The sequence below is a fragment of the Arachidicoccus sp. BS20 genome (assembly GCF_001659705.1).
In the GTDB taxonomy this organism is placed as follows: Bacteria; Bacteroidota; Bacteroidia; order Chitinophagales; family Chitinophagaceae; genus Arachidicoccus.
Window position 1 is genome coordinate 2,600,097 of record NZ_CP015971.1, and the last position, 22,675, is coordinate 2,622,771.

18 protein-coding genes are annotated in these 22,675 nt (G+C 40.2%); 8 read left to right on the top strand and 10 right to left on the bottom strand.

The window, feature by feature from the left end; translation table 11 throughout:
* Positions 1-2: 2 nt before the first annotated feature.
* Entirely contained in the window at positions 3-1,052 is a 1,050-nt protein-coding gene (locus A9P82_RS11555) for an endonuclease/exonuclease/phosphatase family protein (protein ID WP_066207966.1), read from the top strand.
* Between the two features lie 5 nt (positions 1,053-1,057).
* On the opposite strand, the gene A9P82_RS11560 is transcribed toward A9P82_RS11555, so the two are convergent.
* Entirely contained in the window at positions 1,058-1,585 is a 528-nt protein-coding gene (locus A9P82_RS11560; protein ID WP_066207968.1) for a DUF4251 domain-containing protein, read from the bottom strand.
* A 131-nt stretch (positions 1,586-1,716) separates the two neighbouring features.
* Here A9P82_RS11560 and A9P82_RS11565 point away from each other — a divergent pair, with 131 nt between their 5' ends.
* The 5 genes from A9P82_RS11565 (at position 1,717) to A9P82_RS11585 (ending at position 6,809) form a co-directional block, all read left to right on the top strand.
* Positions 1,717-2,316, top strand: a complete 600-nt coding sequence (locus A9P82_RS11565) for a NifU family protein (protein ID WP_066207969.1) — start codon at positions 1,717-1,719, stop codon at positions 2,314-2,316.
* A gap of 151 nt (positions 2,317-2,467) precedes the next feature.
* Positions 2,468-3,757 carry a hypothetical protein gene (locus A9P82_RS11570; RefSeq protein WP_066207970.1) on the top strand — a complete coding sequence of 430 codons (1,290 nt, stop codon included), beginning with the start codon at positions 2,468-2,470 and terminating at the stop codon, positions 3,755-3,757.
* Positions 3,758-3,768: 11 nt separating this feature from the next.
* Positions 3,769-4,218 carry a QcrA and Rieske domain-containing protein gene (locus A9P82_RS11575; protein WP_066207971.1) on the top strand — a complete coding sequence of 150 codons (450 nt, stop codon included), beginning with the start codon at positions 3,769-3,771 and terminating at the stop codon, positions 4,216-4,218.
* 17 nt (positions 4,219-4,235) lie between these two features.
* Positions 4,236-5,336: an imelysin family protein gene (locus tag A9P82_RS11580; RefSeq protein WP_197492156.1), complete on the top strand. Its 1,101-nt coding sequence runs from the start codon at positions 4,236-4,238 to the stop codon at positions 5,334-5,336.
* Between the two features lie 102 nt (positions 5,337-5,438).
* On the top strand, positions 5,439-6,809 hold the full coding sequence (locus A9P82_RS11585) for a di-heme oxidoreductase family protein (RefSeq protein WP_197492157.1): 1,371 nt from the start codon (positions 5,439-5,441) through the stop codon (positions 6,807-6,809).
* A 47-nt stretch (positions 6,810-6,856) separates the two neighbouring features.
* On the opposite strand, the gene A9P82_RS11590 is transcribed toward A9P82_RS11585, so the two are convergent.
* Positions 6,857-7,978: a 5-(carboxyamino)imidazole ribonucleotide synthase gene (locus A9P82_RS11590; RefSeq protein WP_066207974.1), complete on the bottom strand. Its 1,122-nt coding sequence runs from the start codon at positions 7,976-7,978 to the stop codon at positions 6,857-6,859.
* A gap of 132 nt (positions 7,979-8,110) precedes the next feature.
* Here A9P82_RS11590 and A9P82_RS11595 point away from each other — a divergent pair, with 132 nt between their 5' ends.
* Positions 8,111-8,851, top strand: coding sequence for a phosphoglycerol geranylgeranyltransferase (locus tag A9P82_RS11595; protein WP_066207975.1), 741 nt, complete (start codon positions 8,111-8,113; stop codon positions 8,849-8,851).
* A gap of 4 nt (positions 8,852-8,855) precedes the next feature.
* Here the strand turns inward: A9P82_RS11595 and A9P82_RS11600 are convergent, their stop codons facing one another.
* A complete protein-coding gene (locus A9P82_RS11600; protein WP_066207976.1) occupies positions 8,856-9,554 on the bottom strand; it encodes an SDR family oxidoreductase in 699 nt (232 codons plus the stop codon).
* An 80-nt stretch (positions 9,555-9,634) separates the two neighbouring features.
* On the opposite strand from A9P82_RS11600, the gene A9P82_RS11605 reads away from it, so the two are divergent.
* The gene (locus A9P82_RS11605; RefSeq protein ID WP_066207977.1) at positions 9,635-10,252 is read left to right on the top strand and encodes a DUF502 domain-containing protein; all 618 of its coding nucleotides are present in this window, start codon (positions 9,635-9,637) and stop codon (positions 10,250-10,252) included.
* Between the two features lie 16 nt (positions 10,253-10,268).
* On the opposite strand, the gene A9P82_RS11610 is transcribed toward A9P82_RS11605, so the two are convergent.
* From A9P82_RS11610 to A9P82_RS11640, 7 genes are all read right to left on the bottom strand, one after another.
* Positions 10,269-11,606: a sensor histidine kinase gene (locus A9P82_RS11610; RefSeq protein WP_066207979.1), complete on the bottom strand. Its 1,338-nt coding sequence runs from the start codon at positions 11,604-11,606 to the stop codon at positions 10,269-10,271.
* A 21-nt stretch (positions 11,607-11,627) separates the two neighbouring features.
* Positions 11,628-12,977: a sigma-54-dependent transcriptional regulator gene (locus A9P82_RS11615; protein ID WP_066207982.1), complete on the bottom strand. Its 1,350-nt coding sequence runs from the start codon at positions 12,975-12,977 to the stop codon at positions 11,628-11,630.
* A gap of 78 nt (positions 12,978-13,055) precedes the next feature.
* Positions 13,056-14,204, bottom strand: a complete 1,149-nt coding sequence (locus A9P82_RS11620; protein ID WP_066209883.1) for a Fic family protein — start codon at positions 14,202-14,204, stop codon at positions 13,056-13,058.
* Positions 14,205-14,275: 71 nt separating this feature from the next.
* A complete protein-coding gene (locus tag A9P82_RS11625) occupies positions 14,276-14,944 on the bottom strand; it encodes an ABC transporter ATP-binding protein (RefSeq protein WP_066207984.1) in 669 nt (222 codons plus the stop codon).
* Positions 14,945-15,199: 255 nt separating this feature from the next.
* The gene (locus A9P82_RS11630) at positions 15,200-17,656 is read right to left on the bottom strand and encodes an ABC transporter permease (protein WP_156522676.1); all 2,457 of its coding nucleotides are present in this window, start codon (positions 17,654-17,656) and stop codon (positions 15,200-15,202) included.
* A 36-nt stretch (positions 17,657-17,692) separates the two neighbouring features.
* Complete coding sequence (locus A9P82_RS11635) at positions 17,693-20,077, bottom strand: ABC transporter permease (protein ID WP_066207989.1); 2,385 nt, start codon at positions 20,075-20,077, stop codon at positions 17,693-17,695.
* A 174-nt stretch (positions 20,078-20,251) separates the two neighbouring features.
* Positions 20,252-22,624, bottom strand: coding sequence for an ABC transporter permease (locus A9P82_RS11640; RefSeq protein ID WP_066207990.1), 2,373 nt, complete (start codon positions 22,622-22,624; stop codon positions 20,252-20,254).
* Positions 22,625-22,675 lie beyond the last annotated feature (51 nt).

The following is a 22,675-nucleotide window of genomic DNA, read 5'->3' on the forward strand; positions in this document are numbered from 1 at the left end:
AGATGAAAAGAACCATACCCGTACTGTTATTATGCGTAGCGTACATTATAATTACCAACCGGTTATATGCTCAAACAACAACCTACAATACGGCAATTGTTGCATTTTATAATCTGGAAAATTTTTATGATACAATAAACAACACAATGGTCAATGACGAAGATTTTTTGCCCGATGGAAAAAAGGCTTACACCTCTGCCGTTTACAAAGAAAAAGTGAAGCATCTTGCAAGCGTTATTGCCCAAATAGGAACCGATATAAATCCTGACGGACCTGCTGTTTTAGGCTGTGCCGAAATTGAAAATGATACGGTTTTGAACGATTTGATTCATCATCCCTTATTGGCAGAACGAAATTACCGGTTTATCCATTATGATTCCCGCGACCCGCGCGGCGTAGATGTCGCATTAATTTATAATCCTAAATATTTTAAAGTTGAAAGCAGCCGTCCATTATTTGTTCAACTGCCGCGCGACTCCAAAACGGCATTTTATACACGCGATATTTTGTGGGTTACAGGCTACTTAAATGGCGAGCGTGTGGATGTTTTGGTAAACCACTGGCCAAGCAGGTACGGCGGAGAAAAACGTTCTACACCCGCAAGAGCTGCCGCTGCAATTGTTGCACGAAAAAAAATAAACGAATTATTAAAACAAAACCCGCACGATAAAATCATTTTAATGGGCGACCTGAATGACGACCCTGTAAATGTGAGCATCGCTGAATACCTGGATGCCGGAGGAGATATGAAGAACCTGCACGAAGGCGAATTGTATAATCCATGGGTTGGGCTTTATAAAAAAGGCTTAGGTACTTTGGCTTATCAGGATGCATGGAGTTTATTTGACCAGATTATGCTGTCGCAATCGTGGCTCGATAAAAAACAAACGGGCTTTTTCTTTTACCAAAACCATGTATTTAAGAAAGAGTTTATGATTGAAAATATGGGACGCTACAAAGGCTATCCATTGCGCACTTACGACGGCGATACTTTTCATAATGGTTACAGCGACCACTTTCCTACTTACATTATCCTGCTAAAAAAACGCTGATTTTTTTATTGGATATTATCTTCCTTCTGCTCAACGCTTCCATAAAAAGAAATCGCATCTCTGTTAATGCTTTGCACTTGCAGCGAAGCATAGTTGCTGCTCCCGACATTCAACGTGAAAGATTGAGTGTATTTGTCATTATGAATATCGATAGAAATCGTGTACATACCTTTTCTGTTAGCTTTGTAAGAATATTTGAAATCTTTGGTATTGATATTTATTCCATTGTCGGTAGTGGAATACGGCGCTGAGTAAGCCCTGCCGAAATATGGCAAATAAGCCTTTACCGAATCGGGCGAAACAGAAAGATAATAACCGGGCGAAAGATTTTGTAATTGTCCCACATTATTGGGAATGATATTCAGAATATTCATTCTTTGCGGAATCACATATCGTGCATTAAATATAAAATTCTGTGATTGCACAAGCCGGGCAAGCTTCGCCTGTTGCCCTACTTTGTCGGCTGCGTTTTTTACCGACGAACAGGATACAATTATAAATGCCGTAAATGTTGCCAACAATAACTTTTTCATTGCTGCCGGAATTTGTTGATATAAAGATACAGAAAAGCTGTTTTAATAGATAAAATCGATGCCTTCATTACAAAACTTTTACCATTTCAAAAAATTGTTTCTCGTATCTTTGCGCTTTAAAAGTGAATGTTATGATTAAGACAGGCAGCCCTATTGTAAGCATATATACGGAAATGACGCCGAACCCTGCGACAATGAAATTTGTTGCGAATAAATTATTATATCCCGGCAAAAGCATCGATTTTCAGGATGAGACCACAGCGGGTCCTTCGCCGTTGGCAAAAGAATTGTTCAGTTTTCCGTTCATTAAAAGCGTGTTCATTGCAAGCAATTTTGTAACCCTTACAAAAACGAATGAAGTAGAAGACTGGCAGGATGTAATTCCGCAGGTAAAACAATTTTTAAAAGAATACCTCGAAAGCGGCGCAACGATTATCAATGAAGATGAGGTTTCTAAAATCGTTCCTGAATCGTCCAACGAAATCAGTCACGACGATGATGATATTGTAAAAAGAATTAAAGAATTGCTGGACAATTATGTGCGTCCCGCAGTAGAAATGGATGGCGGCGCCATTCAATACAAGAGCTACAACGAAGGCATTGTAAACCTGATGTTGCAAGGTAGTTGCAGCGGTTGCCCATCGTCAATGATTACGTTGAAAGCGGGCATCGAAGGCATGATGAAACGTATGATTCCCGAAGTAAAAGAAGTAATTGCCGAAGCAGAATAAATTTTAATTGATTAATGCAAAAAGCCCACGATTTGAATCGTGGGCTTTTTGCATTAATGACACTCTCATGTCAAAAAATTTCCCGATTTCGTAAATGATTTGAGTGTTGGCACAATAGCTTTGCACTTCAAATTGTGAAAAAAGCAGATTTATGATAAAGAAAATATTCCTTATAGGAATTGTATGCAGTTTATTTTATTCTGTTCGTGCGCAAACAGACAGTACTCGAACAGATTCAAGCTCTTTGAATAAAAAGTCGCAGGGATATATTTTAACACCCGCACAAAAAATGATAGCAAGCTCCGGCGAAGATTTACTTACGGGCGGCAATGCGAAAACCGCGCAGACAGTGATTTCAGGTTATGGCGAAGCAACGTACCAACATGATTTTAAGTACAAAAATTCTACGATTAATTTGGCTCGTGCCGTACTTTTTGTAGGTCATCAGTTCAACAGCAAAATCGCTTTCTTCTCTGAACTTGAAGTGGAAAACGATAAAGTTGAAGGCGGCGGAAGCAAAGGCGAAGTAGGCATGGAACAAGCGTTTTTAAAATTTACACTCAATCCAAGACAATATCTTGTTGCGGGTTTGTTTGTACCGCGAATCGGCATTACAAATGAAAATCATTTGCCTGTAAACTTTTACGGAACAGAACGCCCGTTGGTGGAACAATTGATTATTCCTACAACGTGGCGCGAAATAGGCGTAGGTTTTTACGGACAAACTGCAACGCTTCCATTGTCGTATAGTATTGCTTTGGTAAGTGGTTTAAACTCAGGAAACTTTACACACGGAACAGGTTTCGCCGATGGACAAAGTGACGGACAATTGGCAACAGGCGATAATCTGGCGCTAACTGCTTCATTACGATATTACTTAGGCGATTTTCAGTTTCAGGTTTCGGGCTATGCAGGCGGAACTACGGGCGTAGGCGCATATCAGGCAGACAGCCTGGGATTGAAATCGGGAACTTTCGGTACGCCGATGTATTTGGGCGAAGCGGATTTGCAGTACAATAACAGTGGATTTTCCTTCAAAGCTTTAGGCACTTATGTTTCATATCCCGATGCTGCAAACGTAAACTCGGCTTATGCGAGCAATATATTTCAAGCGATGTATGGCGCTTATGGCGAAGTCGGTTATGATTTGTTACACAACATGGGAACGAAAAAGCAATTAGTCGCTTTCGGAAGATATGAAAGACTGAACATGAATTCAAAGATTCCCCAAAACGGAATTACTGACCCAACATTGAATCAGCACCATATTCTTTTTGGGTTGAATTATTTTCCCATTCCGAATGTGGTAATTAAAGCCGATGTACGCTTTACGCACACAGGTCCGCAAAACCCGGGCTTGATTATCAATCCGCCGTCGGTAGTACAGCCTTATCAGCAGAATAATCAATTCTTAAATATCGGTTTGGGTTACGCCTTTTAAAAAAATGAATTATGGACAGAAAAGATTTTTTGAAAAAGGCTTGCGGCTCTTGCGCAGCAATTGCACTTGGCACATTCTTCACGTCTTCCTTGCTGGAATCGTGTAAAACACCGGCGCTAAGTATGTCTAAAGCCACGCCCGCAAATGGAAGCATTTCATTGCCTTTGGCAGACTTTGCCAATTCGGATTTTAAGCTCGTTCGCGTGAGCAATTATAACTACGATGTAGCGGTAATCAAGCAGTCGTCGGGCAATTATATAGCCTTGTTGCTCATGTGTACCCACGCAGGGCAAGCGCTTACAAAAGCCGGAAACGGTTATTTGTGTCCCTTGCACGGCAGCCGTTTTTCTACAACAGGCGAGGTAGTTAAAGGTCCTGCGACAGACCCATTGGAACATTTGGAAATTAAAATTGAAAATCAGAATTTATTGGTAAAACTCGACCCGGATTATTATTCTTAAATTAAAAAATGAAACAAATGAAAAAGAATTTATTATCAGCTATTTTATTATCAGCAACGGTGCTTATAGGACTTAGCTCTTGCTCAAAAGACGATAACAACAACAATAATACAAGTAACAATATTGAGCAAACCACAGATGCGGCATTGAGCGACTTTGTGAATGTTTTGGGCGAACCTTTATACGCCGATTTTGTTACAAAAGCAACAACATTAAACACCGCTGTTCAAACTTTGAAGGCAAACCCGACCGCAGCTAATCAAACTGCTGCACAAAACGCATGGCGCGATGTACGTGTAACTTGGGAACAAAGCGAAGGTTTTTTGATTGGACCTGTTGAAGATGATAACTATGACCCATATATGGATACTTGGCCTACCGATAAAAACCAGATGAACCAACTTTTGGCAGGAACACAAACGTTGAATGTAGAGTACCTTGAGTCGGAAACCTCTGATGCGGAATTAACATTGCGCGGATTCCACCCGTTGGAATACTTGCTTTGGGGGGAATTTGACCCTGCAGATTATACTTCAAGACAAAAAGATTACATGGCTGCTTTAGCACAGGATATTTTAAACAATACAAAAGCGCTACAAAGCAGCTGGACAACCGGCGGATTTGCCAACGAAATTACCGGCGCAGGACAGACAGGAAGCCGCTATACAAGCAAAGAAGATGCTTTAGAAGCAATTGCCAATGCGCTGATTGATATTTGTAACGAAGTAGGTGAAACCAAAATGCCTACACCATTTGGCAACACACAAGCCGACGCAGACTCTACACAAGCAGAATCGCCTTATTCTCACAATTCCATTATCGATTTTAAAAACAATATACAAGGTGCCTATAACACCTACATTTGCAGCTACGGCGGAAAAACGGGAACAAGTTTAAGTTCATTGGTACAAATAAATAATAAGAATTTGGACAATCAGCTTAAAAACGCATTTACCAATGCAATAGCAGCTTTTGACGGTTTTGGAAACTATACTTTTGAACAGGCAATTTATACACAACGCCCTATTGTGCAAAATGTAATAGACCAGATTACTGCCTTAAAAACAACAGTTGAAGATGGTTTGATTCCATACATTCAACAATACATAAAAAATTAATTTTCTGATTTTTTTCCTTCAGAAAATTATGAGATTCAATATTTAAGAGGTTGCCTGTCAAGTCGGGCAATCTCTTTGAAGTTTTAAAACTATTCAAACGAGATGAAGAAATTCTATGTGATGTGCGTTATCGGGATGATAATTCTTGCAGGAACATTCTGCCGTAAGGCACAGAATTTTCCTGAATCGGATTATAACACACAACTATCAGGCGGAGCAGCTACAACATTTTTGTCCAATTCGCAAGCATTTGGCGAAGCGATTGATGGCTTAACCTCTTGGGATGCTTTCGTTCATAGTGTGGGAGACGATATTTTTAGTCAAACTTTTGTGTCCAATCCTGCGCCGCATTTCGGCGGACTTGGACCCATTTATAACAATGTGTCCTGTGTGTCCTGTCATCATAATGATGGCAAAGGAACACCTACATTGGGAACAGTAACTTCATCTTTGCTCACACGAATCAGTATTCCCGGGACTGACGAACACGGCGGACCATTAGCCGCTCCGGGCTTCGGGTTGCAGTTGCAGGACAAATCGAACAATGGTGCACCGGAAGTAAAAGTAAACATCAGTTACACAGAAATTCCATTCACATTTCCGGACGGAGAAACAGCATCTTTAAGAAAGCCCACATACACCGTTACAAGTCCGTACACGGCATTGCCCGCAGGGTATATGATTTCTATAAGGCTGGCGCCACCTGTATTCGGACTTGGACTGCTGGAACTCATTCCCGAAACAACCATTCTTGCCAATGCCGACCCCAACGACGCCAACGGAGACGGTATCAGCGGCAAGGCAAACTATGTGTACAACCCGGTAACCAATAAAACAGAACTGGGCAGATTCGGCTTGAAATCCAATACGCCAACCGTTCAAATTCAGGTAGCATCTGCATTTCAGCAAGATATGGGTATTACAAGTTCCATTTTCCCACAAGAAAGTTCTTATGAACAACCGCAATACGATGGTCTAAGTGATGACCCGGAAATAACAGACAGTCTTTTAAACGCAACAGTTTTCTACGCACGCACACTTGCTGTGCCTGCACGCAGAAATGTGAACGATAGTGTATGCTTGCATGGCGAAAGAATATTTAAACAAACCGGTTGTGCAAATTGCCACTTGCCGAGCGTGAGAACGGGCGTAGATGTTCGTTTACCAATGTTGAGCAACCAATTAATTCATCCTTATACCGATTTGTTGCTGCATGATATGGGCGACGGTTTAGCCGATGGAAGACCCGATTATCTGGCAACAGGAAATGAATGGCGCACCATGCCTTTGTGGGGAATTGGACTGTTTGGGAAAACAAACGGAACACCATATTATTTGCACGACGGTCGCGCAAGAACAATTACAGAAGCCATTCTTTGGCACGGCGGCGAAGCACAAAAAGCAAGAGATAATTTTGTGCAGCTTTCAAAAAGCGATAGAGCTGCACTGCTGAAATTTTTAAACTCATTATAAAACAAAAAGCCCCTGCCGTTTAAACGAAACGGCAGGGGCTTTTTGTTTTACGCAATCACTTTCAGTATATTCTTGATTTTATTCGCTTTGAAAATAAGTTCCTGCGGCTCGTTGCTGAGAATGGTTACATGTCCCATTTTACGTCCCGGTTTGGTATGTGTTTTTCCGTAAAGATGCAAAAACACGTTGTCCATTTTCAACACTTCGTCCAAGCCTTCGTATTTGGCTTCGCCGGAAAACCCATCCGCACCAAGAATGTTTACAATGGATGACGGAATAATCGGTTTGGTATTTCCCAAAGGATATTGCAGCATAATTCGCCAAAGCATATCGTACTGGCTGCAATAGTTTGCTTCAATAGTATGATGTCCGCTATTGTGTACACGCGGCGCAGTTTCATTTACCCACACATCATTACTCCTGTCTACAAAAAGCTCCACGGCAAACAGTCCCGGACTTTGCAAGCCTTCCACTACTTTTTGTGCCATAGCTTCGGCTTTCCACAAAATCTGCTCCCCGATGCGTGCCGGCGAAATCTGAAAGTCCAATAGGTTTAACTTGGAGTCAAACAGCATTTCCGTTGCCGGGAAAACGGCGAGGTCCCCACTATCGCTTTTGGCAACAATTACGGCAATTTCTTTTTGTATTTCTATCATTTTTTCCAAAACGGCAGGTGCATCAAAACCTCTGTCAATATCGGCTTTCGAGCGAATTACTTCTACGCCTTTGCCATCGTAGCCGCCTTCGCCGAGCTTGTGAACGGCAGGTAAAAAACCTTCCTGTTTTGCTAATTCTTCTTTGCTGTTTGTAACAATAAACTCGGGCGATGGAATTCCATTGCTTTTATAAAACTCTTTCTGTACAATTTTATTTTTAATGGTGCGGATAGCCGAAGGCTTCGGATATACGCGCACGCCTTGCTGTTCCAACGTTTCCAGCGCATCTACATTTACCGATTCGATTTCGATGGTAATGGCATCCAAGCCTTTGCCGAAATTTACGACATCATCATAATTGCGAATATCGCCCTTCACGAAGTGATGACAAAGATGCGCCGCAGGACAGTTTTCATCATTCTCCAACACATAAGTTTCCACTACATAATTTGCCGAAGCCTGCAACAACATTCTGCCCAACTGCCCACCGCCAAGTATCCCTATTTTTTGCATATATAATTTTTATGAATCGTTCAAAATTAGTGATTGAAGTCCAATAAAGACATAGTTTTTATTTTTATGTTTAAGTTGTTTTCCGCATTTTTGCATACGCCTTGAAAAATATTCATTACAAAACTTTTTTCGATGAAGCAACACATTTATCAGCAATTAGCGGAGCGCAAAAAATCTAAGCGAAAATCTTTTGCTGTGTTGATAGACCCCGACAAAATCAATAATACCCAAATCGACAAAATGGTAGCGCTCTCTATCGATGCCAAAGTGGACTATTTTTTTGTAGGCGGCAGCTTGGTTGTCATCAATAAAACAGATGATATTATTCAGCAAATAAAATCGAGCTGCGATATTCCCGTAGTACTGTTTCCCGGCGCGCCGTCTCAGGTTTCGCGCTATGCCGATGCACTGTTGTTTCTCTCGCTGATTTCGGGGCGTAATCCTGAATTGCTGATAGGTCAGCACGTCATTAGCGCACCTATGATTAAACAAAGCGGGCTGGAAGTAATTCCTACAGGCTATATGGTCATTGACGGCGGTGCACCTACTTCCGTTTCGTACATAGCAAATACTTCTCCTATTCCCGCAGATAAAAATGATATTGCCATGTGTACGGCAATTGCGGGAGAAATGCTTGGTTTGAAACTGATTTATATGGATGCCGGCAGTGGCGCAAAAAATCCTGTGAACGAAAACATGATTACGCGCGTGGCACAAAATATTGATGCACCTTTAATTGTCGGCGGCGGCATTCTCACACCCGAAAAAGCATTGGCAAACTGTAATGCCGGTGCAGATGTAATTGTTGTAGGCAATGCCATTGAAAAAGATGCAAGCCTGATTAAAGAAATCGGCAATGCGGTGCATTCGTAAACAATTACAAATCGCCCAGTTGCGGTCTTAGAACAATATCTTCCATAACAGCCTGCGGCGAAAGATATGCTGCCGCATGAATCATTTTCGCAATATCATTAGCTTCCATAATTCTTTTTTCATCAACGCCGCTTCCTTTCCAACTGTCGCTCATAGTTGCTCCGGGGTAAACGCCCGAAACCTTGATTCCATGCGGCTTCAGTTCTTCCCGCAGATTTTTCGTAAAGCCTGCCAATGCAAACTTACTAATACTATAACTACCGCCGTTTTCATACGCTTTCAGAGAAGCGATAGAACACATATTAAAAATATGTCCCCGTTTCTTCTCCATCATTTTCGGCAGCAATGCCCGTGTAAGATGATAGGCGCTTAGTAAATTTACACTCAGCATTTTTTCCAGCACACCGTCTTCTTCGTTGTAAGTACCTCCGGGAAAATAAATACCGGCATTATTGATAAGTATATCAACCGTACCGGAAATAGATTTTGCAAATGAAAGTACTTGCAATTTATCACTCATATCACACGCAAAAACAGAAATGGCGTGCCGTGGAAATTGATGCACAAGTTCTGTTTTTAAATGCTGTAAATCATTCTCGTTTCTTGCGCAAACAAAAAAATTATGTGATTGCACATCGTTTGCAAATGCAAATACAACAGCTCTTCCTATTCCTTTTGTAGCGCCTGTTATAACTATATTCATGATAATAATTTTCTTTATTTTGAAATAAAAGAATATTCATCGAATGTAGTTTTTAATTTTGAACCGTAAAATTTACCGTTATGAATGAATCCATAAAATCTGTTCTCAAAAGAGCATTCCAGTACCTGTTCCAGGGAATTGTGGTAATCGCACCCATTGCCATTACGGTATATTGCGTGTTTTGGTTGTTCACAACTATTGACAGCCTGTTGCCCAACCTGTTTTCCAAGATTGCGCCAGGAACAGTGCCCGATGAACATCGTATGCCGGGAGTAGGTTTTATTGTGATTGTACTGTTACTGATGCTGATTGGTCGGGCGTCTTCGTCGTTTATTTTCGGACATTTGCTGGATTTTCTCGGCTCATTGCTGGAGAAGACACCGGGCATTAAACTGATTTATTCTTCGGTAAAAGATTTTCTGAAAGCATTTTCGGGCAGCCAGAAAAAATTTGACAAGCCCGTAATGGTAAATGTCGATGCCACAGATGTGTGGCGCATCGGGTTTATTACGCAAACAGATGCAAACAAGTTTCACTTGCCCGAACACGTGATTGTTTATGTTCCGTTTTCCTATGCAATTTCGGGAATGACTTACCTTGTACCAAAAGATAAAATCAGGTTTATAGAAAATGAAATTCATTCTGCAGAGGCTATGAAATTTGTGATTTCGGGCGGTGTTACGGAATTGGAAAAATAGACTTTCTCCTTATTTATTAAAAATGTAAACTAAAAATGGTTCCCTCGCCAACTATTGATTTTACTTGGATAGAGCCTTTGTGCAGCAACATAATCTGTTTACACAGGCTAAGCCCGATACCACTTCCGGCTTTTTTGGTGGTAAAAAAAGGAATGAAAATTTTATCAATCATTTCTTTGTCCATTCCATTGCCATTATCACGAACTTTAATAATAGGTTTATATTGTTCAAACGTTTCGCCAATCAATAAAATTTCTTTTTCGTCTTTGTCTTTAACGGCATCTGCGGCGTTAAGCAGAAGATTAATCAGGAGCTGTTCCAGTAATTCTCTATCGGCTTGGATTTCAAGCGTAGGGTTTTTTAAGATAATATCAAACGAAATATTTCGTTGTTCCATCATCGGACTCATCAGTGTGAGCAAAGATTCAAATAAATCGTGCAGATGAAAAACAGATGGATTTATTGCACCTATTTTATTCAGGTTTCTGTACGATTCTGCAAATTTCAACAAACCGTTGCTGCGCGATTTTATGGTTGCAATGCCATCTTCAAAATCCTGAAAGTCGCTTGCAGAAAGCTTTTCAGAAGATTCTACGCTATTCAACCTGTTTTGTAAAGTGGCTGCAACGGAAGAAATGGGCGCAATGGAATTCATGATTTCGTGCGTGAGCACGCGCAACAATTTTTTCCACGCTTCCGATTCTGTAATATCCAGCGTTTCATCCACTTTTTGAACTGCAATCAGTTTAAATGTTTTTTCCTGAGTAGAAAATGTGCTTGCCGCAATCAAGAGTTTTAATTCATCTTCGGGTCGCGTTACGGTAATTACTTTTTGCTCTTTTGCAGGCATGGCAACAATTTCGGCAAAAACTTTCGGCGCATATTTTTTGAGCGACTGCATATTTTTCAGAACAGGCGGACGCAAATAGTCTTTCATTAATTGGTTTATCCAAATCACTTCGCCGGAAACAATTTCATACGCCATAATGCCTGTATCCACCATTTCCAGCACGTTTTGCAGGTAATGGAATTGGGTCGTTTTTTCAAAGCTCAGCTTTTTATATTCTTCTGCAATAGTATTGAAACCACTTCTGAAAAGCTTTAAATGCTTAGGCGAGTGTTCAATCGAAAAACGTTGAGAAAGGTCCCGGTAACGCAACGCTTCCACAAAATCGAAAAACTCTCTATAAATTTCTTTGATGATTCTGTATAAAAATAAAACTGTAATAAAAAATATTACAGTTAAAATACATCCCGCAATTTTATAATGGAAAACGAACAGCAACGTCGCTGCAACAGCAGATATCATCAATATTCCAAGTAATGAGAAGATGTATTTTTTCGATTGTTTCATGGAATGTATGCTACTTTAATTTCATATCTCATGCTTGTTCAGTTTTCTGTAAAGCGCAGCCCGCGTTATTCCCAGGTCTTTTGCCGCTTTGGAGATATTGCCGTCGCGCCTTTCAATCGCTTTTAATATTGCATTGCGTTCCACCAAAACGAGATTGGTTTCAACTTTATTTTCGACATTATCATACATATTTTCAATGGGCGAAAAAATAATTTCCCGTGCTTCTATTTCATTTGTTTCGTTCATGATTACGGCGCGTTCAACTGCGTACTGCAATTCGCGAACATTGCCGGGAAAGTGATACAGTTCCATCTTCAGCATGGCTTCTTTGGAAAACCCAATGTTCAGCTTGCCGTATTTTTCGCCGTAGATTTTTGCAAAATGCTCTGCCAGCAAAGGAATGTCGCCAAAGCGTTCGCGCAATGGTGGCACATTAATTTCAACGGTGTTGATACGATAAATTAAATCTTTACGAAATTTTCGTTCATCGCCCAAAACATTAAGCGGCACATTGGTTGCACATATCAGGCGAATGTTCAAATCTGTCTTTTGATTGCTTCCCAAAGGAATGATGTAACGGCTTTGCAAAACAGTGAGCAACCTTGATTGCTGCGCCAGTGAAATATTGCCGATTTCATCCAAAAACAAAGTGCCGTTGTTGGCTTCTTCAAACCGTCCGGTTCTGTCTTCTCGCGCATCGGTAAAGGCGCCTTTTTTGTGCCCGAACAGTTCGCTTTCAAAAAGACTTTCGGTCAATGCGCCTACATCCACTTTTATATAAGGCTGTTTGCCTCGCAACGATTTTCGATGAATAGCTTCCGCAATTAAATCCTTTCCCGTTCCGTTTTCGCCGAGAATTAAAATATTGGCATCGGTAGGCGCTATTTTTTCGAGCTTATAAAAAACATCCTGCATTACGGCGCTGTTGCCAATCAGTTTATTGTCTGCAGCTCTTTGTTCATCAGCATTTCGCAGCAATGAGCTGTTTTTGTAAATTGATTTTATGCTTTCCAGCAACCTGTCGTTCTGCCAGGGTTTTACCATAAAATCGGTTGCGCCGAGCTTTAAAGATTTTACCGCAAGGTCAATATCGGCATAAGCCGTAATCATCACGATGGGTAAATCGGGATACAATTTTTTTATTTTTTGCAGCCAGTAAATTCCCTCGTTGCCGGTATTTACAGCCGATTTATAGTTCATGTCGAGGAACAACAAATCGACCTGTGTTTTTTCCAAAACAGATAACAGCAATTCAGGATTTTTTTCCGTGATAATTTCTTTGACTTCCGGTCGCAGAAGCAACCGCACGGCTGTCAATACATCCGTGTCGTCGTCCACAACCATAACGGTCGCTCTTTTTAAAGAAGACATAAGCGCTCATTTTTATCGCATTAAAGTAACGAAAGTTTTTGTAGTTAAATGAAGCCATTTCCTATTTCTGACCTACAACTAAAATAATTTTATATAAGGCTCAAAGGAATAGATACGATTACGCTTATATCCTGTAAGCTCAGTAAGTACGCCAAGTTGAACAAGGTCTGTAATTAACCTGTTAGCGGTAGATGCATGAACCTGCAATGTTTCCGCTATTTGTGCGCCGTCTGTTATCGGCTGCTTGTATAATTCATTAACCAGCTTGCGCGCATCCTGCTGTTTTCTTCCGAGTGTTATCAATTTGTTCAATTCAACATCATTGCGTAGCTTAATAATATTTTGAAATGTATTGATGCTTTTACAGGCTGTTTCTAAAACGCCTTCCAAAAAGAATTGTACCCATGGTTCCAATTCATTGTGTGTTCTTACCCTCATCAGCCTGTCGTAATATTCAGCACGATTCCGTTCAAAGAAATCCGACAAATAAAGTGTCGGATGCGAAAGTATTTTTTTATCGTGCAAATACAATGTGATGAGCAACCTGCCAATTCTGCCATTGCCGTCCAGAAACGGATGTATTGTTTCAAACTGATAATGGATAATTGCAATTTTTACCAGATGCGGAACGCGAACGGGCGACTCCATGATTTCCGCATTGATAAACTGTTCCAAATCATGCATCAGGTCCGGAATCTCATCGTGTGCAGGCGGAACAAAAACTGCATTTTTCAGGCTGCCGCCAATCCAGTTTTGACTGCTTCTGTATTCGCCCGGCATTTTGTCTTTACCCCTCACTCCTTGTAACAATTTCTCATGTGTCTGCCTGATAAGCCTTGTTGATATGGGCAATTTTTCCATAGCAGCAATAGCATCGTTTACAGCCTGTATGTAACTGTGAACTTCTTTCCAGTCATCTCTTTTTTCCGGATTAATATCAGACTCTTTGACGAGCGCTTCCTCAAAAGAAGTTTGGGTACCTTCAATTTTGGAAGAAACGGTCGCTTCTTTGGTTACATGCATTTTGATAAAATAATCTATGTTAGGGATTAATTCCGAAAATGCATCTAACCGACCTATATGCCTGTTGGCTTCGCTTAAAAGATTTTGCAAAACAGGATTCCCCACCAACCATTGCAGATTGATTTTATTGGGCATAAAGCTTTTATATTCAAGCCTTTGAACCCATTTTCCTGCTTCAAATTCCCTAATATCTTTTGTTTGCATAAGTGCAAATATAAATTTTCTTATTTGCAGTTGATTCAAAAACTGCAAATATAAATTTTCTTATTTGCGATTTACACCGAAACAACCCTTCCGTCTAACAATTCTATGATGCGCGCCCCATACGCAGCGTTTTTTTCGGAGTGCGTCACCTGCACAATGGTTACGCCTTCTTCCTCGTTCAGTTGCTTGAAGAGTTGCATGATTTCTTCGCCTTGTTTAGAGTTGAGGTTTCCTGTCGGCTCATCAGCCAAAATCAATTTTGGTTTTGCGACCAACGCGCGCGCAATGCCCACAAGTTGTTGTTGCCCGCCGGAAAGCTGCGGCGGAAACAAATCTTTTTTACCCACAATATTAAACTTATCAAGTATGTCCGCAACAATCGCTTGCCGTTCCGATGTTTTGATGCTTTGATACAACAAAGGCGTTTCGATGTTTTCATAAACCGTGAGTTCATCAATCAAATGATAAGCCTGAAACACAAAGCCGATGTGGTGTTTGTGCAATTCGCCTCTTTGTTTTTCTTTGAGTTTGAAAACATCTTCATCCATAAATGTATAAGCGCCTTCATCCGCGTCATCGAGCATACCGATAACATTGAGCAAAGTGGATTTGCCCGAACCGGAAGGTCCCATGATGGAAACAAATTCGCCCTGTTTGATTTCGAGATGAATGTCTTTCAAAAGAAATGTGCGCGCGTTACCTGTAGTAACCCATTTTGAAACGTGTTGTAGTTGTATCATTATTTTTGTTTTATTGTTGTCTGTTATTTGTTATCGGTTGTCCGCTATGCCGTCATTCCGAACGAGGAACGAGTGAGGAATCTCATTACACTTGTTGAGATTGCCACGTCAGTTCCTGAAATAAATTCAGGACAGGCTACCTTGCTCCTCGCAATGACGTGCTGTCGGGTTCATGTTTTATATTCATCTTCATTCTTATCTTTTTATTTTCCTATTAATCATATAAATCCCATAAATCATGGTTCAGACAGACTATCATTCATCGCGCAAACTATCGACAGGATTGGCTTTGGCGGCGGCAACGGATTTAAAGCCGATGCTTGCAAACGCGATGATAAAAGCAACAACACCCGCGATGGCAAATATCCACCAATAAATTTTTGTTTTGTTGGCATAGCCTTGCAGCCATTTATTCATGGCAATATACGCCAACGGCGTTGCAATGATGAATGAAATAATAATGAGCCGGATAAAATCTTTGCTGATGAGTAGTACAATATCTTTCACCGATGCGCCCATTATTTTACGAATGCCTATTTCTTTCGTTCTTTTACGAACCATTAAAGAGACCAAACTGAATAATCCCGTGCAGGAAATAATGATGGCAAGAAAAGCAAAAATGTTGAACAGCTTCGTGAGTCTTATTTCCAAGTCGTACAAATGCGCAATGCGGTCATCTACAAAAGAGAAGTCGAATTTATCTTTAGGAAAAAATTGTTTGAATTGTTTTGAAATATAATTAATGGTTGCATTGGTATTTGTTGCATTTATTCTTAAATAAGCTTGTCCTGCATATTCATTTGAATAACATCTTATCACAATAAACGGATTTTCTTCTTTCAAAGACATTCCTCTGAAATCTTTGATGATACCGATAATTGTTCCCTGAAACGCACCCATATGTACACGTTGCTCAATCGGATTTTCTAAACCAATTGCCTTGACTAAATTTTCCGAAACAATTACAGGTCTATTAGGTTCAATGGTTTCTAAAAAATTTACCATTGGTTCATGATTTTTCTTTCGGACTTCATTCTTTTTTTCTTCAATGTCTTCTAAAGCATTATAGTCAATTATATCCGAAGGATGCTTTGTCGAAAAATCTCTCCCTTCAATTATTGGTATTTGGAATGTTTTAACAAAATTAAAATCAGCATCAATGAAAGCAAAGTTTAATTGCTTGGTAGAGTCTTTGGGATTATCCATTGAAGACGTTCCTCCATAATAATTCGCAATATGCAATCCTGAAAAAGTTAATAATTGAATATCGGAGTTTTGCAGCAGTTTATTTGTAAATGCATCACTACCATGATTACCATAAGGAACTGAAAAGGTCAGCAAATTATTTTTATTAAAACCCAACGGCGCATTGTCCAGATAACTTAATTGTGTGTGTACCACAATGGTCGCTACAATCAGCATAATGGAAATGGTAAATTGAATTACAATCAACGATTTTCTCAAACCAAGACTTACACGGAAACCATTGCTCCTGCCGCCTCTCAGCGAACTCACAGGCTCCAACCGCGAAAGGAAAAACGCAGGATACCAGCTCGACAATAATGTTGAAAAAACACAAATACCGATAATGATAAGCAATGTGCCAATGTTCATTAAAAAAGAAATATCCGCCTGAATATTGAGCAACGATGTAAAGGCTTGCCACAGAGTGTAAGCTAATAAAAATGCCACTGGTATGGCAATTGCAAAATACAATAACGATTCGCCAATAAACTGTAATATCAATTGTACTTTTTGCGCTCCAAACACTTTGCGCACGCCTACTTCTTTCGTTCTTTCCAAACTGCGCGCAATAGTAAGATTGATAAAATTGATACAGCCGATGATTAAGATAAGCAATGCAATACACCCGTAAATGTAGATGTATTTTATGTCGCCTAAACGATAATTGTTTCCCTGGTCTTTTATGTCTGATGAGTGTAAATGTATTTTCTGTACAGGTTGAAATTCAAAATGGAAATTGTCCATATTGTATTTGTGGCAAAGCTGTTTTATCTTCTGTGAAAGCGTTGTAACGGAAGCATTTTTACTTAAAAGAATAAAAGAGCTTGTTTCACTATAACCGCTTGAAACATCCAATGCGCCGTATTGTTCCTGATCTAAGAAAAAAGCGTCCGCAGTCATAAAACTGTTTGACGGAATGTCCTTGACAACGGCGGCAACTATGTAATGTTTATCATTTCCCCGCCCGTTAAAATCTTTTCCTACGGCATTATCTGTTCCATATATTTTTTTTGCCAACGACTGGGCAATTACAACATTATTTACATTTGATAAAGCTGTTTTAGAATCGCCGTATAAAAATTGAAAATTGAATATTTGAAAAAACAAACTGTCGGCACGGCAGGCTTTTATTTGAACATACTCATTCTTAATAAGCACATTTTTATTATAAAGAACAATGGGCGTTTGCGCTTCTATTTCAGGGATTTCGCGCGCAGCCGTTGCTCCGAAAGCATCGGGAATGCCTCCGGAACGCTCTTGCGCATTACCTCTTTTATCATCCGAAATAACTCTGTATATCCTGTCCGAATTACTATAGCTCGTATCAAACGAAGTTTCGTAACGAATGTAACCCACAATCAGCATCACGCAAGTCAAACCTACAATCAATCCCGAAAGACTGATGAGCGCATTCGTCTTATCTTTTTTAAAGCTGCGCAGGGCAATGAGAAAATAATTCTTCAGCATGGTTTTTTGTTTATAGTTCGTCAATATTTTTCAGGCTTATTCTGTCTTCAAACTCTTGACAGGATTGGCGCGTGCGGCTTTTAATGCCTGATACAAAACGATGCCCATGGCGATTAAAAGCGTTATCAGCGAAGCGGACAAAAGCAACAGCCAGCTTATTTGAATGCGCGTAGCAAAATCCTGCAGCCATTTATTCATCAATATATAAACCAATGGCAGCGCAATTGCAGAAGCAATGCAAATAAGCATGAAATAATTTTGCGACAGCAACTTTACAATACTTGCATTGCTGGCGCCGAATACTTTTCTGATACCTATTTCTTTCACACGTTGCTTTGCGAATAAATTTACCAATCCGAAAAGCCCCATCGAAGCAATCACTATCAGCAAGAGCGAAACATAATTAGTTACTTTCAAAATACCGTCGAGCAAAGAGTATTGATGACTTATTTTATCGTCCAGCAGTTCATAGCTGAAAGTCCTGCGCGATGGTATTTTGGCAAACTCTTTTTGCAACAACTCTCCAACGGCTTTCACATGCTGCGCATCTGTTTTAATACTCAAATACTCTGCATTCAAACCTTGTTTGCCATTATAATACAAAAGCAACGGTCGTACATTCTGCATGAGATTGGCGTAATGAAAATCTTTTACAACGCCTATAATTGTTTCCATTTCACCCTTGCCGCTGCCGCCGCTGATTTGCTTGCCTACGGCATTTTGCCAGCCAAACGCTTTCATCGCGGCTTCGTTGATGATAACCTTTGCGCCCATTGATTTTTGCGGAATGTTTGTAAAATTTTCTCCTTGCAGCAATTGCATTTTATAAGTCGGAAGCAAGCCTGCATCAACCGAAAAATATTGCAGGTGGATTTTTTTACTTGATACTGCATCCAGATAAGTATCGCTGTTATTGGAATAAGAAGACGGAATATCGTTACTTGTGGATACGCTTTTTATGTAAGGATTATTCTTCAGTTTGTTTAGCAATGCATCAAATTGCGCTGCCGCTGTTTTCTCATTTTTAAAAGCCAAATCCATATCGGCTGTAATAATATTTTCTTTGTCAAAGCCGAGCGCAGCACGCTTCATGTAATGAATCTGGCTGGTCAAAATCAATGTAACGCCGATACATATTATCGCCAAAACAAACTGTAACGTGATAAAAATATTCCGCCCGTAGCTTTTTTTATTCTTTCCTGAGATTTTTCCTTTAACTACATCCGTAATTTTTAAAGAGTTTAAATGAAACGCAGGATAACTTGCAACAACGACGGCAATTACAAATGAGCCTGCGATAAACCAAAGCAACAGCGGATAATCGTGTTGCATATCGGGAACCATTTTTCCGAATGTAGATTGTATGATATGATTGATTTGCGGAAGCAGCAGGAAATAAAATAAGAATAATGACAACAGTAACGATGTGAAAATGATGATGCCGTTTTCAATACAGAACTGCATTACTATTTGCCTGCGCTTGCTTCCTATTATCTTTTTTACGGCGACTTCTTTGGCGCGGTTATACATCGTTGCCGTGTTAAGATTGACCAGGTTAATCATTAAAATCAGCAGTATGAATATAATCATGCCTGCCTGTCCTTTTATCATTACGTTGGTAAGATTGCCCGATTCGTTGCGCACAAAATCCTTAAACGGCGTAAGCATTAAATACAAGTCTTTAGTATCGGACAAATAATTTTTTCGGGCAATTTCATTCAATTGTTTATTCAGCAAAGCCGTATCGGCATTGGGTTTTAACAGCAAATAACTTTCTGCAAAGGTGTTGTACCAGTTAGCATTGTTTATAAAACCTTTATTATCTTTCAGCAAACTTGTGGTCAATAATACATCGGGGCGAAGCGTTGTATTGGTTGGAATACTTTTCATAACACCGGTAACAGTTAGTGAAACCGAATCGTCCGCAACAAGGGTTTTCCCCACAGGATTGACATTACCGAAAAATTTTACGGCTTCTTCTTCGCTTAAAACAACGTTGTATTTATTACTTAATATAGACTGTATTTTTCCGTATTTAAGCGGAAAGGAAAATACTTTGAAGAAAGAAGAATCTACAAAATAGGTCTCGTCCTGAAATTCCTTGTTGCCGACTTTCAACCACGGCGCATACCATTGTTGTAAATGCGTGCCTGCTTCTACTTGCGGACATTGTTTCAGCACCGCATCCAGGAACGGATAAGTTGTTTGCCGATAAACGGAGCCGTCCGAAATTTTGGTTCGCACATAAGCCATTCTGTCTTTGTTTTTGAACTGACCGTTGGACGTCATTCCCTGATACATCAGAAACGATAAAGTAATAACACTTGCCAGTCCAAATGTTAGTCCTATTAAATTGATAACCGAAAAACTCTTATATTTAGTAAGGTTTCTCCATGCTGTTTTAAAATAGAGCTTGAACATAGTCTAATAATTTGAAATTGATTTCTGAGTAAAACGAAAACCTTTGGCGTCATTGCGAGCGAAGCAATCTCGTAATGTTTGTTGAGATTGCTTCGTCGTTCATTCCTCTCTTTTTCCCGTAATGACGTTCAAGTATGTTCATATTTCTTTAAATAATCTTTATATCATGGTTCATTATTCCGTTTTTAAACTCTTTACCGGATTGGTTCTTGCGGCTCTCAACGCTTGCGAACTCACGGTTACAAACGCAATCAGCATTGCCAATACTGCGGCTACTGCGAAAATGTACCAACTGATACCGGTGCGGTAAGCGTAGCTTTGCAGCCAATGGTGCATAAACCAAAACGCGAGCGGAAACGCAATAATGCACGACAGCAAAACCAGTTTCAAAAAATCTTTCGACAACAGCATCACAATAGACTTTACCGATGCGCCCAGCACTTTGCGCACGCCTATTTCTTTGGTTCTTTGCTCTGCCATAAATGCCGATAAACCCAATAATCCCAAACAAGAAATAAAGACTGCCAACGCACCGAAAATGGTTGCCAGCGACCCAACAAACTGTTGCTGCCTGAACTTTTGTTCAAAGTCTTTATCCACAAAATGATAATCAAAAGGCTGCGAAGCATCTGCCTTACGGAAAACTTTTTGCAGCCTGGAAAGCGTTCCCTGTAAGTCCTGCGTGGGTTTCAGCTTCATGAAAATATAGTTACAGCCCGATGGATTGTTTTGAAATAACAAAGGCGCGGGATGCATTTCATTCATCTCGTTATATACAAAATCTTTCGTAATTGCCTTGATGGTAACGGCTTGTTGCTGGTCATCGCCCCACCATATTTTTCCGCCTACGTGCCCTGCTTTTCCCATCAGTTTTGCAAAAGATTCGTTGATAATAACGTTCGTGCTATCCAGGCTTGGGTTTTCCGAAAAGGCGGTTCCGTCTTTTAGTTTTATACCGAAAGTTTTGAGATAATCAGCATCGGCACTTACGTAAGTAACTAATACGTCTTCCGTTGCACTTTTGCCTTCCCAACTGGCGCCACCGCCGTTGTTGTACATTTTCATCGGCGAATGAGAGCCGAGCGAAACATCGCTCACATCATTCGTACTTAAAATATTTTGCTTTAGCGATGGATAACCTTTCATCAAATTGGGCGTAACGCTTACATACAGCACATTATCTTTCTTAAATCCTAAGTCTCTGTTTTTGGTAAATTGAATTTGCTTATACACAACGATCACTGCAATAATGATAATTACCGAAATGGTAAACTGCAACACCACCAATATTTTCCGCACAATGCCTGCATTGCCTGCGTTTTTCGTAATTTGGTTTTTCAATGCGCGCACCGGATTGAACGATGATAAGTACAACGCAGGATAGCTGCCTGCAACAATTCCGCAAATGCCGCCGGTAATAATCAGGAACAAAATATGCGAAGGCGCCAATACATTTAATTGCAGATGAATGCCAATCAAGCTGCTGAACAAAGGCAATACGCAAGCCACAACAATAACCGCAAGTATTACGGCAACATAAGCCACAATCAACGATTCGGACAACAGTCTGCCAACCAAATCTCTGCGCGTAGAACCCAGCACTTTGCGCATCCCTATTTCCTTTGCACGCTTCTCGCTGCGCGCGGTGGAAAGATTCATAAAATTGATACAGGCGATAATTAAAATAATCAACGCGATGAATGAAAACATTTTTACATTTTGAATTGTTCCCAAAGAAGCGTCTTCTTTTCCATTGACAAACACACCATACAAATTCAATCTTTTTAAAGGATACAGCCACAAAACATTCGTATTGCCCGGGTCATTTTGCTTAATCAGTTTTTCAAGTTGCGCATTTACCGAAGCATAATTTGCTTTCGGATTGAGTTGGACCCAAGTGCCGCAACTGTTATTTCCCCAACTGTCCCAGTTTTTATTTTCATTATAATTTACCTGAAACGGAAGAAAAAAATCCTTGCCGGCGAACTGAATATTCTGCGGAAAATCTTTGTACACGGCAGAAACTTTGTACGGCTTGTTGTCCACCAATAATGTTTTCCCGATTGCATCTTTATTGCCAAAATATGCCGTTGCCAGCTTTTGCGAAATGGCAATTTGCGATATATCGTTCAATATATTATTTGTATTTCCTTCCACCAAAGGCAGTCCGAACATTTTAAAGAAAGCAGAATCTACATAGGCACCCGATTGCGACAAATGTTTATCGCCCAAAGCGATGGTAGCGCCTGCATCGCTGTAACGCGAAGCATTTTCCACGCCGGGAAACTGTTGAAGCAACGCATCTTTTACACGGAACGGCGTAGCGCGGAAAGTGTACATATCCTTACCGTAAGTCTGGTTATTCTCTATCAGGTAAATATTGTTCAAATCGGGAATGGAATGGTCATACGTTACATTGTATTCCACCCACAAAAAAATGAGGCTCGCGCACGCAATGCCTACGGCAAGCCCGGCAATGTTCAATACGCTGAAAGTCTTGTTGCGTCTGAGATTGCGCCACGCCGATTTAAAATAACTGTTTGTCATAATTTTTTAATTTGAAAATAAGACAATTTGAAAATGCTTTTGAAACCGGAA